The sequence below is a fragment of the Mesorhizobium sp. CNPSo 4684 genome, assembly GCF_057784315.1.
The window spans coordinates 63,852-79,096 of sequence record NZ_JBWLUX010000021.1 but is presented as its reverse complement, the minus strand read 5'-3'; the positions used below and the strand labels follow the sequence as shown (position 1 = coordinate 79,096).

Sequence of the window (15,245 nt, the reverse complement as noted above, 5' to 3'; positions counted from 1 at the left end):
GTTTGAAATTAGCCGACGAAATCCATCACAACTCTGAAGATATAAGTGACCTCGTTCTGTCCGACGTCGTTGCTGCCCTTCATCGACGCGCAAAGGTCAGCCACGAGTTCGATATCCCCTACATTGCTGGATACAGCAAGGATGCCGCGACGATTACATCGATCGGCATCTGCCGTACACAATCAGATGGCGAGGCAAGAACGTACGCCTCGAGCCGTTTCTCGTCTGCCACGAAATTGTTGAGAAAGCTCTGCTGGACGAGCTCGGGCTTCATTACCTGCACGCGCATCAAATCGCCATGCGCGTCGAAAGGGACGCCGTCAGAAGTGCTGGAGTGACCTGGCGGCACTATCAAAGCGTTATAAAGAGGCATGAAAAGGCAATTGATGAGGAGCGACTTCGCAGCGTGCCGGCAGATCTAGATCTCACGCCGTATAAGGATCTAAAGGATTATCCGTTGCTCCATCGGCTGATCGGAAGTTCGTTGAACCGGATCGCCACCTGAGACCTCGGGATGCAGGCGACGCCGTCAAATTTTCTGCGGCGCGTTGCGATGATATTAGACGTGTGAATCCGCGAGCTGCCGCATGGGAACAGTGTTCTGCTTCGACCTCAAAGTTTAACGAGGCCCGGGAGACAAGGTCGCCCCCGTCATCACGTACTTTGACCACCAGCTTATGACGATCCTCACCTTCCTGCGCTAGGCCTTTGCCGCAGCGAAGGAAAGAGCGTTGTGGTTGAGGTATCTCGGAAGGAATATCCGAGCGGTTGGATTCTCACCGATCTGATCGTCAGCCTCATGCCCGACAAAAGGCGCTGGAATTGTCCCGGATCTTGGGTCGTCAGATTCGACCAAGCACTCAAGACGGCCGACGGCAACCTTGTGCTTGCCATCCCGTCAGTGCGGGGCAAGGGGGGCAAGCGTCAGAGACATAACTAGGGCTATCATAGTCACCCGACCTCGCCGCCGGCGCGGTTTCCGCGCGCTGTTTGGTTAAGCGCGGCGGGTTTAGGTTCCGGCACTATCGACCCAATGGCTCCCTGGTGAAGGAGATGAGTTCGGCCTCGTCTGTCACGCCCGCCATGTAATTTGCGATGATCCGAGACACGATGGCGTTGCGGGCTTCCTGAGATTGACCCTCGAGCTTGAGTTGCTCGAAGGCGCGCCCCAGAAGATCAAGTTCGGATGGCCGCAAAACCCCGCCTTCAGCCGCGCCGGTGCGTGGACGATATCAGACGTGTGAATCCGGAGAGCTGCTGGTGCGGGAACGGTGCTCTGCTTCGACCTCAAAGTTTAACGAGACCTGTAAGACAAGTGTGCCGCCGTCATCACGTACCTTGATCATCAACCTATGACGATCGCCATCCGGCAGGCTGTCCTTGATCATTTCAACGAGAGCGCGGATGGCCTCTTCTTTTACTCGGTCGAAGGTCTCACAGTCGGTACCCTGATCATCTGGGTAGACCGTGCCGTTCTCATCGACGTCGAAATAATATAGGGTCATTCGCCCAAAAACTCGCACCTATTATTTTGGTTCCCCTTGAGCGACAATCTGCGGCTGAAACTCGATTTCGCCAACGAGCCTTCTGTATTCGGCTTCCGGTTCCCCATAGCCACCGTTTGCGAGGTGAATCAGACCCTCCCGGTCGCGAATGATCACTTCACCACGCCGGGACTGTATCAGCCCGCGCCCCTCAATCACTTGCAGTGCTACCGTGACGGCAGGGCGCCTCACACCAAGCATCACGGCCAGGTACTGATGGGTGATGACAAGGCGATTGCCGACAACGCGGTCGTCACACATTAGCAGCCATCGTGCTAAGCGTTCCTCGATTTTGCATCGCGCGTTGATCAGAGCGGTGTAAGTGGCTTGAATATGAAAGGCGTGGACATAGCGCATCAGAAACGGCCGCAGGGTGTCGCTCGTAGCTAAGGCCGAATTGAACTGCGAGGCGTCGATCACCAGCGCCTCGCTTTGGATCTGTATGAAGCAATCATGCGGGGCACGGTCATCGCCCATGACGAGAGCCGAGCCGGTCATGCCCTCAAAACCGATGACACCGACTTCTGCATTGGCTCCCCACTCTTTCTTTGCCACGACCGAGGCAAGACCGCTGCGAGGGAAATACACAAACTCGATCGTATGTCCGGCCCTTTCGAGCGGGGTGTGTAGGTCTAGGAAGGTCTGGCGGAGGTGCGGCTTGAGACGATCCAGGTCAGCGGGATCTAAACGCCGCAGAAGTGCGTTTTTTTGGGTTTCAAGATGTAGATGCATAGCGCTCCCTCCCAACGAGACACGCGTGACGATGTTCAGGAATAGCGGCAGTTGGCAGAGTCTGTCTGCCTTCGGTACGAAACCGCACAATTGGGATGCTACGGACCTTCCCAAAAATCCAGCAGCTTCGCATGGCGAAGTTCCTCTTCGCCCTTCAGTGTCTTTACCCGACCAGCAAGGCCCGGCTTCAGCCATTCGGCCTTGTCCCTCTTCGGCGGTGGCGGCGCAGGCCGATGACAGCTTGTGGTGCGTGGAAGTCGGAAAGGCCGGCCTCATTGATCATTATGGCCTCGCCTTCGAGGATGAAGCTTTCGGCCTCGATTGCCGCGGCCTCTCGTGGATCCATCCGTCGCATAGCTCCGCCTCCATCGGCCGAATAAACTTGAGGCGCATGCACCCATACCCATTCAATTAGTTTTAGCTAAAATGGTTCCCAATCTGGAAACCAAAATTACCTTGCGACGTTGTGGGGCTCACAACGATCGGGAGGTCGGGCCGTGGGCAACTTTCTACCGCTGTCCATCAAGCTGGTGGACGGCAAAACCATGAGTGTGTCGTCGATCTGCGAGGCCGAGGTTGCGCTTCAAGGTCAATGGCGAAACAAGGCGGCGGCACCTTACAAGGACGCGTGCCGGCTAATCGCCGCAGCCAAAGACGGCAGTTGCAACCCAGCTATCGCTTTTGCGGCGTTCAAGGCCGCCGCTATCGACCAGCGTCTATCGCGGCCCGCAGCCAAGAGTGCTGCACTCAAAATGCTGGATGACGTGAGCGGAGACTTACAGACATGACGAAGCTGTCAGATCTAGGCCCGCCAAGCCCTGGCAAGCGGCACGGCGCGACGCCGGCCGACGAGCGCGGCCATTTCTACAACTGCCCACACTGTGGCCAGTTGGTCGACCAGCGCGATGCTCGCCAGGTGTTCTATCATGAAGGCCCTGGGCACGAGCCGCTTGAGCCCGACCCCGAAGGAAAGGTCATCGAATTCCGGCGCCGGAAAGATTAGCCCGGACCAATGCCGGGAACCTTTGGTCCGCGTCCAAGTTCGTCGCCCATGCCGCGTTATTTTTTCGATTTCTGGGAAGATGGAAACCTGATCGCTGACGATGAGGGTACCGATGTGCCGGATTTCGAAACGGCAAAAGATGAAGCTGTCGTCGACCTTGCGGAATTGATGAAGGAGATTTTGCCGGCTGGCGGATCTCACGAGCTGAAGCTCATCTTGCGCGATGAGAACGGTGAACAGTTGCTGGAACTTGCGATAAATTACCAGGAGAAGATCTCGAAAATCATTGCCGTTGGGCCCACTGATCGCCATGGGCCAAAGTCGAACGGTGACGATCGTTTCTACGGTTGCTCTGTTTGCGGCCAAGAGGTCGACCGGCGCGACAAGCGTCAGGTGATGTGGCACGAGCAGCCGGATCACGAGCCGCTGGAATTGGATCAGTGAAATGGCCAAACCTAAGCCGAAAACCAGCAGCGGATCGCACATAGGACCGTAACCTTACGACCCTGGCTTATTCATGGAAAGGCACGGGCTGTCTAAGGATGCGGGCAGTTCTCATTAACGGGAACCCACTAGGAACAGTGCAGCATTCAGATTTCGTCGGCGGCAAAAGTCTCAGGCAGGGAGCAATTTTTCGTGAGCGAGGCCCGCGCCGCTTATCGAAAGGGAGGCGCGGGCCCGACCGTCTTGCGGACCGGCCGGCAACGGAAGGAGTATGACGTCGCACCGTTGCGCTCATCTAACTTCGCCGGTTCTTTGCAGTTCCCTTCAGCAAACAAAAAAGCCCGCCAGGAGGGTGGGATTCAATTTCACGCTGACGAAGGTTTGAAGGTCTCGTTCTAGAGTAAAAGCTCACATTGCGGACAAGACAAAAAAGCCCGCCGGTTTGGGCCCGGCGGGCAAGGGTCTGGGTGGACACTGGGGGATCAGTGCAGCACTAGATTCCGAATGCGTTGAGATGTTCCAGGCCGTCAATAATGTTGCATCGCATCTCGGCTCGCTTGGATGTCAAGGTCGTGGACAGCGTAGGCTCTCTTGGAACCGCGCTCGTCGCCCCAAGTATTCGGAGGGCGACGAATTGCGCTTCTCTATCGGGCGACCTTGCATCGCTACGAGGACCTCGTGCCCCATGCCCTTGATGTCGTGTCGGCTTTCAGCAACCGGTATCAAGGGCGATCGAAGACACCGCCTCCGACACACCCGCGCGGGAAATCCTCCGACAGTCGTTCGACATTCTGGTCTCACGATCGTTCAGTGCCTAGCTTGTCGGCCGGACCCCGATCGGCCAGCGTTTCGGATCAGGCGCTTTGCGATCAATATCCCTCTGGGCATTGGGCAATGTAGACCCGGCCGTTACGATCGCGATACCTGCATTGGCCAGCTTCGCTAGCATGACCAATTACGGCACCGGCTAAGGCCCCCGCTGCTCCGCCCACCACGGCGCCCTTGACCGGATCGCCAGCGACCGCGGCACCAACAGCAGCACCGCCCAGGCCACCAACTGCCGCGCCTTGTTCGGTGCGAGAGCAGGCTGCCAGCGGAACTAGCATCATCAACATGATTACAGCATTTTTCATTGTGCTCTCCTTCGATTTCGGCCAGCGTTCTGTAAATAGATCTTTCATCGCAGGCCGAAAAAAACTAAGTATAGCGATCACGATTACAACCGCTCCGACCAGCCATATGATGCTGTTTATGATCCATCTCCTGGAGAATGGCGAATTTTAACCTCAAGAACAGCGTTTTCTGCGGGAGTTTGTTGGTGTTCCAGCCCTCAGCAAACGCGTCCAATTCCGTTAAGTTCCCTTATGGGGCTACGGTCTTATTAGCGTAAGACGAAAGGCTGAATGCTGCCCAAAGACTACTGCCGATGCGCATCATGGAGAGAGCGAGCGCGCTTGCCGGCGTGACAAAATCGTGGCTCCCTGCGAATGTGAAGGATCGTTGATGCGAGAAGCCTTGGATCCGCGTCTAGGTGAGCATTCCGGCAGCAACTTTCAGACCGTTGGCGATTGCTCATATCCGAATTTGGGTACACTCTCGACGTCGGCCGCGAGTTCTTTCGAAATCATCTGGAGCGGTTCTGCATCGCATCGACGACCAACGTCGAACACGCTGCTGACTTCTTGGCTGATCTCTTCAGCTGATGCCCTCTTTCCCGCCGCCTTAATAGCCTGATTGGCTGGCTGTACTGGATGATACCGTCGGCCGGCCCGACCAGTTCCCATCGCCTTGCGATCGATCGCCGGCAGCGTGCGCAGATCTGGCCGTTCCTGTGCAGGATGTCGAACGCGACGAACGCGAGCAGTTCGGCGTTCCAGGCGATGCGCGAGTGATCTCATGGAAGTTAAGCCGACCGTCCGTCCCGGGCGCGATCATCTCGCCGTCAAGGATGAGCGCCTTGGCCGGCTGCTTCTCCAGCGCGGCGACAATCGGCCAGTAGCGCCTCGACCAGTCGTGGCCGGCCTTGGTGAAGGCACGGCCGCCGGCCCAATCCAGCACCCGCTGGGTGCGAAAGCCGTTATATTTAATCTCGTGCAGCCAGGCGTCGCTGATCGGGGCAACCTCGAGGGTTCCTGCGGCTTGATGAACCCCAGCCGTTCACCATCGCTTCCCATGCAAGCACACTCCCACCCGCCGCCATTAAATAGAAAAAGCTAAAATAGTTCCAAAACCGGAAATCGGCTTTTTGGTGCAACAAACACGTCAACCGGACGTTGCGGAGATCGCAGGAGGAATCGATATGGCCGACGACAAAAGCAAGCGGGATTCTAGCGATCGGGACCGTGTTTCAGCCGATGACGATTATGAGGTTCAGTATTTCGCCGAAGAGGCCGGGATCACGCCCCAGCAGGTGAAGGACCTGATCGCCAAGCACGGGAACAATCGGGCGACGCTGGAGCGGGAAGCGAAGGCAATGGGGAAGCGATAGGTAGGCAGCATGCCAGAATACCAAGTGGAAGAGTGGCATGGAGGCGAGCTTGTCTCGTCTCAAGCCACAGACGCCGATGATCCGATATCAGCGGTAGAGAAAGTCACTGGTCAGCGGGTGTCGCCTCGAGTTCTTCAGGATCACTGGTTTCGTGTGGTCGATGAGGATGCGAGAAGCACGCACGAATTCAGTCTTGAGGATGGCGTGCCTGGGGACTTTGTCAAATGACAAGAATTGCGGACCTGGGACCACCCAAGCCCGGCAAGCCCCACGAGCCGAAGGCAGGCCACGACCATTTTCACACATGCCCGATCTGCGGCCAGCAGGTCCACCGGCGCGAGTTCCGGCAGATAATGTGGCACGAGCAGCCGGATCACGAGCCGCTTGAATTGAACAACTAGGAGCGGGGCGGTTTGCCGAAGACCCTCAACCATGCCGTCGACCTCGATCAGCAAGTTCGACTATGACCCAAACACCAGGGTTCTCTCGGTCTGGTTTCTAGCCAGTGGGAAGCACTACGAGTTCTTGGACGTACCGGTCGAGGCCTTTGCCGCGTTTCAATCTGCGTTTGCTAAGGGCCGCTATTTCAACAACCACATACGTAACAACTACGCATTCCGGCTCGCGGAGGGGAAGGCAGGAAGCTCATCGGGCGATTGACATAAATGGCAAGAGAAAGGCCGACCTGCTGGCTCGCGCCGCGGGCATGAAAACGGCTCGCATCCCTGCAAAAGGCCCCGCAGACCAAGGCGAAGACCATTGTAACTTGGAGGGTGAGTGGGGACTGCACCGCTGGGGGCGATGCGGGCCCGGCCAAGGGTTAGGGCCCTCGGCCAGCTGGGTCAAAAAGCCGGCCAAGATCCTTTCAATGGCAGCCGCAGCAGCTAGATAGTGCCAGTCCGTATGATCCATTCCAGCAAGTTGGAATCTACGTCATCGCTATCGGTATAGTCTCGGATCAACAGCGCAGCCTCATCACGCCATCGGTCCTGTGGGATGTTCTTTTCGATGACGCATTTTACGAAGGCGCCGCGCAATACATTGCAGTCGGAAGCCGATATCCTTGGCTGGGTCATGATGCCAACCTCTAATCCCGGGGCGAAAGCGCAACGAACTCCAACCACCGATGTCCACGTAGCCGATGATCTTCGGGGATTTAATGCGCTTAGAGGTGGCTTCAAGCAGGACTCACTGTACGTCCTTAACGAATCGTTGCCCATCGTTCGGAGAGCGCAAATCGCCGGAATTTACCCCCGCAGATCAACATGCCGCGGCATGCGAAGTTCCTGCTTCTCGCGAAAAAGCCCGCTGCCGGACCTTGAGGGGTTAGACGGCAGCGGGCTCCCGATCGTCCACGGATCTGCAGCGGAGGAGAAAGCCATTTCTTTCCACTGCCTCATGCGAACATTGCCGCTTGCCCTTGGTTCCCGGCTTAAGGAAAAAAGCCCGCAGGCGCGAGCCAGCGGGCTTGTCTTTTGAGGTCGGCCTATTTGCCAAACTGCATAGCCATTTTGCAGAAATCTGCGTGCGACTTCGCGCCGGCTTCGTCGGCACCCTCCTTCACGATTGCGGTCCGGTCATCCGCCCTCATGGCCGTCCAAGCAGCTTTCTTGGGATCTTTGGTCGCCAGCAAGGACCCGATGAAAGAACGCGCCGGGTCAGCCAAACTGTCTCATCGGGAGTCAGTTCCGGCCATCAACAAAAAAGCCCGCCGGCACGAGCTGGCGGACTTGGCATTTCTCACCGATGGAGGCTGCCCGCCTCCAAACACCTCAAGCTTGCGTCGGCGGCGGGGGGATCTGTGAGGCTGGTGGTGATGCTGTCACTGCGGAGAGCCGGTCCTTTTTGTTCAGCACCGGCTTTTCATATGCTTTCTTCTTTTTCCCCTCATCCTCACGAATGACGTAGAGCGCCCAACTTTGTCAAGGAGTTGGAAACCTCGAAGCCTGGTGAGCCTAAAACAAAAAGCCCGCCGGCCGAGCCAGCGGGCAGTTTGGTCTGGAGTAGCCGGAATCAACCGGCGCGAGTCAACGAACGTTGAAGATGTCGGTTGCAACCTCGCTCTCATCGCTCCCGGGGGTCCAGAGAGGACGAGTTGTTGCCTGAGCCGTGCGGTACTGAAACATCGCCGCACCATAAAAGGATGCGCGCTCACGGTAAATGAAACATTAAAGTCAACGCTAAAAAAGGTTGTGCTTAAAAGGGCCCGCCCGGATGCGGAAACGGGCGGGCAAGTCTTCTGGGGTGCACTGGGGATTATCCGACATAGCTCAACGACTGGCGGTGGGGTTGGTTTCCACTCGCCCATTCAACCCCGCTCATTTCTTCTTTTTTGGTTCGTTCCAGGCTTAGGGGCTTGATGCCCGTCGCGGACTCTACCGCACGGGAAGCGCTTCTCGGCGCTGAAACAAACGAAACACATCGCGTTCGGCGTGGAAAAACGCCTGAAACAGGGATGGTTTAAATCCTGTGGCACCGCTGCATCCCGCGGCGACAATCATGGAGTGTTGCAATGTCGAGAATGCGAGCAGCTTACGACGCTTTTCGGAATTACCGGGTTCACCGTATGGCGGAACGGGCGCTTTCGGCAATGGACGATGCCCTCCTGAGGGACATCGGGATCAGCCGCTCAGAGATTGGCTCGGTGGTCCGCGGCTTGGAACCGCAGCCCAGGAGACAAGGCGGGCTGAAACCATGAAGCTTTCATTCACCCTCCAGCTACTGGCCTGTGCGAGCGGGGCCGTCCTTCTGGCGGCTCCCGCCGCCAATGCCCAAGGCTCGGGTCTTCCCCACCGCCTAGCCAGAACGGCGGCAGCGGTTGGAGACGATACGACAAGCGTCGAGCTGTTCGAAAACCTCGGTAGCCAATTCCTATCCTCTCACCACCGCCGGCTTGCTAACGCATGAATTGTAGCGGCTGCGGGACCAATCTCAGATCCCCGGTGTCGAGCAAGCAGGCTTGGCCAAGACGCCGACCTTCAGCGCCGAAACATGATAGTGGGAGCTCAGCGCAACGCAGCTGAATTCAGAGTTTGAGCGGGGTTATTCCCTGGAACCACAAAGTCGCCATACGCCGCAAGGACTGAGGCGCTGGTCCAGCCAGGCGGCGGCGCGCTCAAGAGTAGAGGTAACCAATGCCGCGGATCGTCCTGATCACCTCCGGCTTGGAGGGATCAACCTCAATTTTCTTCCGCAGACGCGAAACGCGAATGTCGATGCTTCGATCGAAAGGGTCCCATCCGCGGTCATGGGCGAATTCGAGCAGTTGATCGCGGTGGAGTACTCGTCCGCGATGTTCGCTGAATACTTTCAAAAGTCGGAACTCCATCGGGGTGATCGCTATCTCGAACCCCTCGGCGTTGTACAATTTGTGTGCGCCCGGGTCGAAGCGGCACTTGCCGAACTGGACCTGGTGGCCCGGAGGGCTCGCTCCCTGCGCAGCCCTTTCGCTCGCCGACGTTCTGCGCAGCACGGCTTTCACCCGCGCCAGCAGCTCCCGCAGGTCGACCGGCTTCGCGACATAGTCATCGGCGCCAATCTCCAATCCAACAACGCGGTCGACGATTTCCGCCGATCCGGTCAGCATGATAATGGCAACGTCTGAGTGCTCTCGTAGATATCGCGCCAGCGAGAGGCCATCCTCGCCTGGCATTCGGATATCCAGTATGACCACATCGACGTGTTGGCTATCAACCAGTTCGCGCAGGGCAGGCCCCGCGTTGGCCGGCGTCACCGCATAGCCATGATGCTCCAGATATTCCGCCACCGTGTCGCGGATATCCGGTTCGTCATCGCAGACAACTACATGTGCGAGCGTCGTCAAATTGACCACCCGGGCAACTAGCGGATCGGAAAAAGTTGCCCCTGGAGTGACGTGCAAATCAACGGATCTGTCAAGTATTGTTGTTCACCAGTTTCGAGACAAACGAGCGAAGTTCGTTCGGCTTGATCGGTTTCTCAAGATAGGGCCGTTTCGCGGCGCGCAGGAACATCTGCGCGCCCGGACTGATCGTGTCGCCCGTCAGGAACGCCAACCTGTCGAGCGCGGCCGGATGGAGCTTGGCAATCTGGTTGAACAATCCCCGCCCATCCATGTTCGGCATTTTCAGATCGCTCAGGATCACCGCGAAAGTCCGGTTCTGGAGGTGCAGCAGCGCTTCTTCGCCGGATCTGGCCATCGTGACCTTGAAACCATCTCGTCTGAGCACCTCAGCAACCAGCTGCCCCACTTCCTCTTCGTCCTCCACCACCAGACAAGCAATGCCGGCTGAAGTTGGGAGCTCGTCGTCGGAAGTTTCGGCTCGTCCGTCGACATGGTCCGAAGCAGGCAGCGAAAGTATGAAGGTCGAGCCACCCCCTTCAGGGGATTCAACCTCGATGGTTCCTCCATGGGATTGAACGATCCGATCACAAAAGGAGAGCCCGATCCCAGTCCCTGCCCCAATCTCCTTCGTCGTGAAGAACGGCTCGAAAATGCGGGGAAGTATCTCCTTGGGAATTCCCGGACCCGTGTCGGCAATGCAGACGACTATGTTGCCGGTCTTGGGATGAAGCCGTGTTGAGACCGTGATTGCCCGACGCCCTTCCCAGCCGTGCAGCGCCTGTTCTGCATTGACGAGCAAATTGATCAGCACCTGGCTAAGCTGATCGGCATCTGCCCAGATCGAGGGAAGACCAGGTTCAAGATGAACTGAAAGCCGGATGTCGGACGATCGTATCGAATAGCTCGCCACTTCCACCGCTTCCGAAATAACGTCATCGATCGCAACGTTTGAGGTTCGCGTCGGCTGCTGTCTGGCCATAGCCAGGAAAGTCTTGACGATCCTGGCGCAGCGTTCGGCTGCCTTGCTCATCTTGTCGGCGCGTTCCACGACCTTGGCGTCGGTAGCCGTCTCCCTCAGCAGCGACGACAGGCCGAGCACCACCGAGAGCGGATTATTCAGCTCATGTGCAACCCCCGCCAGCAATCCACCGAGCGCCGCCATTTTTTCGTTCTGGTGCAGCGTTTCGCGCTGTCGCTCCAATTCTTGTTGCATCTCGAATCGGTCGGTGAGATCGTAGGTGTGGGAGACAATCACCCTTTCACCACGGTAATCGATCAGTCGAGACGAGATCGAGCACCAGCAGGTTCCACCGTCCTTGCGTTTGAGCTCGGTTTCGAAATCGTCGACCAACCCGGTCGCGAGCAACCGCTCAACGTATCGCATCCGCTCTGAAGGATCGACGTAGTAGTCAACAGCGCTGGTGACGTCGCCGAGCAGCTCAACGGTGGCGGGGCTGCGATAGAGCAGCTTCCCGTCGTGCGCGCGGGTCATCTGGATATTGACGGGGCAGGCTTCGAGGACTCTACGGACCAGTTCATCCGCTTCCTTGGCGGCCTCCTCGGCGCGCTTGCGCTCTGTAATGTCGACACGGGTGACCACGAAGCCGCCTTCGCGGGTCGGACAGTTCGAGACGAAAAACCAGGCCCCGTCCGTATGACGGAATTCCTGTTGCCGGAACTCCCGGCGGTCCCTTGCCCTCTCGGCAAGCCAGTCGTCGATCTTGTCCCGTGGAACCGGAAACTGGTTGCGCTCCGCGGTCACGCGGAGGAACTCGAACCAGTTCACCCCGGGAACGAGCACATCCGCGCTTATCGCGTGCATCTGGCGGTACCTGCTGTTGGCCAGCACCAGGCAATCGTTCTTGTCGTAGAGGGCAAACCCTTCGGCCAGAGATTCGATGGCGTCGATGAGCCGCTCGTTTGCCTTGCGCGTTTCTTCCTGGGCGGTGATCATGTCGGTGATATTCGTCGTGTTCGACACTATCACCTGCCTTTCCTGGAAATCGATCAGGCGAGCGGAAATCGAAGCCCAGAATATCTTGTTCTCCCTGTCGTATTGCTGGACCCGAAAATCATCGATCCTGCCCTTTTCGATCAGGGTGCGCTCCAATATTGCGCTACAGTGTGGATCGACATAGTAGTCGGTTATTTGAGGGCGATCGCCGTAAAGATCTCTGGTGGCAGGATTGCGGTAGAGCGTTTCTCCGTCGAACGTGGTCATGCGTATCGGCGAAGGGCAGGCATCGAGCACCTTTTGCAGCACTGCCGTGGCGTCGCGCTCGGCTGCCTCGGCCTTCTTGCGCTCGGTGATGTCGGCGCGCGTTACGACGAAGCCGCCAAGATCGGTGGGATGTATCGATACCGAGTGCCATTTGCCGTCGGAGAGGTGGACCTCGAAAGGGGAGTGGAACTCGATCCGACTTTGAATCTGCTCGTCGAGCCACTTGTCCTCGCGCCCAACCGCATCGCGGTATACGCCGCGCCTGGCGGATTCGCGAAGCAGTTCGTTCCATTCCACGCCCGGTTCAACGACATCCCGCACCGGCTGGTTCAACTCGCGGTAAAGGCTGTTGCACATGACCAGGCGGTGATCTTCGTCGTACAGAGCAAATCCCTCGGAGAGTGACTCAACGGCGTCTGCGAGCATCTCCCGCGCAGCAGCGACTTCGCCGTCACGCTTCTTCTGCTTGGTCACATCGGCGATGCCGGCGAGAACCACTCGCCGGTCCTGGAACTCGACGATCCTGAGATTGCCGGTGGCCCAGAACTCTTGGCCGTCGGGTCTTTTAAGAAGCACCTCGCAATTTTCGACGACACCCTTTTGCATGAGCTCCCGATTGATTTCCCGGTATTTCTCGGGATCGACAAAGTAGTCGTCGAGCCGCACCGTCTCGCGTTGCGCCTTTTTGCTCCATCCAAGTAGCCGTTCGGCAGCCTTGCTCTGGTAGATGAGTTCCCCCGAACTTGCGTCGTTCATCCAGACCGGCAATGGATGATGCTTGATCAGGAAGCCGAACAGGTCTTCGCGCTGCTTCCGTGCCGTGATGTCCAATACCCCGATGATGAGTGAGTGGCGCCCGCCATAGATGCCGCGACGGCAGTTGGTAGAGCACCAAAGGGCCGATCCGCTTGTGTTTCTAAGCTGGATTTCGCGATCGCGCACGATCTCGTTGTTGCTGGCGAGAGAACTGATTTCATCGAATTCGCCAGTATTCACAAAATGATCCGTCAGGAATTGCGGATCATGCGGAGTCCATTTTCGCCCAAGCAGGTTCGACGCATCGAGGCTTTCGTACAGGATCTCCCCGCTTGCCGCGTCTACCACCCAAACGGGCAACGGATGACTGTCGGTGATGCAGCGGAATATCTCCGCGCCTTCCTGGTGCGCAATCTGCGCTCGTTTCATCTCGGTAATGTCGACGCTTACCAGCGCCGTGCCGCCCTCCAGCCGAAGATGTGCCGTGAGCAACTTCCACCGCCCATCCAATGTCTCAGCTTCAACTGGACCCTCGTCGATTTGCATCCATCGCGTCGCGGCGCTTTCAGCGAACTCGTTGCCCGGCTCAATGGCGCGGCCGTCGAAACTTTTCAGATGGAGGAGAGCTTCGGCGACTGCGGCAATGGCGTCTATGGGCTGCCTCTGGTCCAGGTCGAGCCGCTGGCCTCCAAATATCTCCGGATTGCTACCAACGAGGATATTGTTGGCGTCAAAGAGGGCATAGCCTGTATGTGTGGAGGTAATTTGATTGTCAGGCCGCATGGTCGATCCTTTGGTGGCGTGATCCCGAGGGAGGATATTAGACCCTCTTTGTTTCAGCACACATTCAGGCGCTGCGTGATTTGTTTCAAATGTTTCGGCGCGTGCGAGTCTTCGCCCGCGCTGACGTGAAACGAAACTCGCTCCACAAAAAACGGTCGAAACACGAATGGCCCAGTACAGTTGCGGGTGTCGATGCCGCCTGTAGTGACAGATGGTGGCCGCAGCCTGATGTCGTCGTTTTGTTCGGTTTGCTCGTTGCGGCGAAGATCAGCCGATAGCTTCGAGAGGATGCCAAGGCGGCCATGCGGACGCTCATGTGGCTATGCCATCCATGCAAGGACCGACCGCAACAGTCACGTGCGAGATCATCCTTGGCGCTGAGGAACTCCAGCGCAGACTTGTCTAGCTCGTGGACCGCAATGCCTATCGCTCTTCGCTTGTGTGTCAGTTACCCGATACAAAACGTTCGAAACAGAAACACTTGAGCCCATCTCTCTGACATTCAGCCGAAACCGGGCCGGTGTTTACCGTGCGTCCGACAACAACGGCGAAACGGTTCAGACCATGTATGGCCAGTCATTCCAGAATCCTCAGTTAGCGGCGATCGGTTCCGGCTTGGGAATGCATCCAAATGCTGCGGGTCGGGGCTTTCTGAAAGTCGAAACAGCCTCGATTGAGTATAAGGAGTGCGGCAGCGGGGCTACTGTGGTGCTCGTGCCCGGCTCGTGCAGCACCGGAGCCGCCTGGCGTTCAGTGGTTTCGCATTTGGGCGATGGCTTCCGCTGTGTGACGACCAGCCTGCTCGGCTATGGTGAAACGGACGAACGCCGGACGATAGCCGACGCGTCGATCGATCATGAATGCCATGTCGTCGAACAGGTTATCAAACGGGCTGGCGGCCGCGTCCACCTGGTTGGTCACTCATTTGGAGGGCTGGTGGCTCTCGCGGTCGCTCTTCGAGGCCACGCCGCACTGGCGAGCCTAACCATCCTCGAAGCGCCGGCAGTCGGCTTACTGCGCGGCGCTACGGAGGTCCCGGCACCTTCGATTCATGGCCCCATCGGGTTCAGTCGCATGCCGTTGAAACGACTGAGGTCAACATGCTTGACTGGGCGGGCGCCTACACATTCACGCCTTCCAACGCTGCTCTGTCAGCCCTTGCCGTGCCTACCGAGATCATCGTGGGCGCAATGAGCCGTCGGGCCGTGCAGCGGGCAAACGAGGCGGTGATGCACCGCATTCCAGGCGCTGTCATGTGGGAGATCGAGGGTGCCGCGCACTTCATGATTGCCACTCATCCCGCGCAGGTTGCTAAGATCATATCGGCTCGTGTTGATGACGCTGACCGGCGTGCAGCCACGAATGGTAAGCCAAAGATCAGCCGGCGGTAAGGACTTGCTCCGCCAACCGCTGCTATCCCCTCAATAGTCATTTCAACGAACCGAGTGCAC

The 15,245-nt window shown here is 57.8% G+C and carries 15 protein-coding genes; 7 read left to right on the top strand and 8 right to left on the bottom strand.

Annotated elements, in window-relative coordinates:
- Positions 1 to 2: 2 nt before the first annotated feature.
- Complete coding sequence (locus AC04SG_RS20455; protein ID WP_488552526.1) at positions 3 to 338, top strand: hypothetical protein; 336 nt, start codon at positions 3 to 5, stop codon at positions 336 to 338.
- Between the two features lie 894 nt (positions 339 to 1,232).
- Here the strand turns inward: AC04SG_RS20455 and AC04SG_RS20450 are convergent.
- From AC04SG_RS20450 to AC04SG_RS20440, 3 genes are all read right to left on the bottom strand, one after another.
- Positions 1,233 to 1,505 (bottom strand): DUF6894 family protein, encoded by a 273-nt coding sequence (locus AC04SG_RS20450; RefSeq protein WP_488552525.1) that lies wholly within the window; start codon positions 1,503 to 1,505, stop codon positions 1,233 to 1,235.
- 21 nt (positions 1,506 to 1,526) lie between these two features.
- A complete protein-coding gene (locus tag AC04SG_RS20445) occupies positions 1,527 to 2,276 on the bottom strand; it encodes a Crp/Fnr family transcriptional regulator (protein WP_488552524.1) in 750 nt (249 codons plus the stop codon).
- Positions 2,277 to 2,463: 187 nt separating this feature from the next.
- Complete coding sequence (locus AC04SG_RS20440; RefSeq protein ID WP_488552523.1) at positions 2,464 to 2,622, bottom strand: hypothetical protein; 159 nt, start codon at positions 2,620 to 2,622, stop codon at positions 2,464 to 2,466.
- Between the two features lie 151 nt (positions 2,623 to 2,773).
- On the opposite strand from AC04SG_RS20440, the gene AC04SG_RS20435 reads away from it, so the two are divergent.
- Positions 2,774 to 3,064, top strand: a complete 291-nt coding sequence (locus AC04SG_RS20435; RefSeq protein ID WP_488552522.1) for a DUF982 domain-containing protein — start codon at positions 2,774 to 2,776, stop codon at positions 3,062 to 3,064.
- A 14-nt stretch (positions 3,065 to 3,078) separates the two neighbouring features.
- On the opposite strand, the gene AC04SG_RS20430 is transcribed toward AC04SG_RS20435, so the two are convergent.
- The 3 genes from AC04SG_RS20430 to AC04SG_RS20420 all read right to left on the bottom strand — a co-directional run bounded on the left by AC04SG_RS20430 (position 3,079) and on the right by AC04SG_RS20420 (position 5,781).
- Positions 3,079 to 3,765 (bottom strand): hypothetical protein, encoded by a 687-nt coding sequence (locus tag AC04SG_RS20430; RefSeq protein WP_488552521.1) that lies wholly within the window; start codon positions 3,763 to 3,765, stop codon positions 3,079 to 3,081.
- 827 nt (positions 3,766 to 4,592) lie between these two features.
- Complete coding sequence (locus tag AC04SG_RS20425; protein ID WP_436258464.1) at positions 4,593 to 4,856, bottom strand: YMGG-like glycine zipper-containing protein; 264 nt, start codon at positions 4,854 to 4,856, stop codon at positions 4,593 to 4,595.
- A 589-nt stretch (positions 4,857 to 5,445) separates the two neighbouring features.
- Positions 5,446 to 5,781 (bottom strand): hypothetical protein, encoded by a 336-nt coding sequence (locus AC04SG_RS20420; protein WP_488552520.1) that lies wholly within the window; start codon positions 5,779 to 5,781, stop codon positions 5,446 to 5,448.
- A gap of 241 nt (positions 5,782 to 6,022) precedes the next feature.
- Here AC04SG_RS20420 and AC04SG_RS20415 point away from each other — a divergent pair, with 241 nt between their 5' ends.
- The 3 genes from AC04SG_RS20415 to AC04SG_RS20405 all read left to right on the top strand — a co-directional run bounded on the left by AC04SG_RS20415 (position 6,023) and on the right by AC04SG_RS20405 (position 8,909).
- Entirely contained in the window at positions 6,023 to 6,211 is a 189-nt protein-coding gene (locus AC04SG_RS20415; RefSeq protein WP_488552519.1) for a DUF3606 domain-containing protein, read from the top strand.
- A gap of 432 nt (positions 6,212 to 6,643) precedes the next feature.
- The gene (locus AC04SG_RS20410) at positions 6,644 to 6,871 is read left to right on the top strand and encodes a KTSC domain-containing protein (RefSeq protein ID WP_352590521.1); all 228 of its coding nucleotides are present in this window, start codon (positions 6,644 to 6,646) and stop codon (positions 6,869 to 6,871) included.
- A 1,852-nt stretch (positions 6,872 to 8,723) separates the two neighbouring features.
- The gene (locus AC04SG_RS20405) at positions 8,724 to 8,909 is read left to right on the top strand and encodes a DUF1127 domain-containing protein (protein WP_488552518.1); all 186 of its coding nucleotides are present in this window, start codon (positions 8,724 to 8,726) and stop codon (positions 8,907 to 8,909) included.
- A 417-nt stretch (positions 8,910 to 9,326) separates the two neighbouring features.
- Here AC04SG_RS20405 and AC04SG_RS20400 read toward each other — a convergent pair whose 3' ends face one another.
- The gene (locus AC04SG_RS20400) at positions 9,327 to 10,043 is read right to left on the bottom strand and encodes a response regulator (protein ID WP_488552558.1); all 717 of its coding nucleotides are present in this window, start codon (positions 10,041 to 10,043) and stop codon (positions 9,327 to 9,329) included.
- Between the two features lie 61 nt (positions 10,044 to 10,104).
- Entirely contained in the window at positions 10,105 to 13,794 is a 3,690-nt protein-coding gene (locus AC04SG_RS20395) for a PAS-domain containing protein (RefSeq protein WP_488552517.1), read from the bottom strand.
- Positions 13,795 to 14,358: 564 nt separating this feature from the next.
- Here AC04SG_RS20395 and AC04SG_RS20390 point away from each other — a divergent pair.
- On the top strand, positions 14,359 to 14,988 hold the full coding sequence (locus AC04SG_RS20390) for an alpha/beta fold hydrolase (RefSeq protein ID WP_488552516.1): 630 nt from the start codon (positions 14,359 to 14,361) through the stop codon (positions 14,986 to 14,988).
- On the top strand, positions 14,895 to 15,185 hold the full coding sequence (locus AC04SG_RS20385) for an alpha/beta fold hydrolase (RefSeq protein ID WP_488552561.1): 291 nt from the start codon (positions 14,895 to 14,897) through the stop codon (positions 15,183 to 15,185). Before AC04SG_RS20390 ends, AC04SG_RS20385 begins: the two co-directional genes overlap by 94 nt.
- Positions 15,186 to 15,245 lie beyond the last annotated feature (60 nt).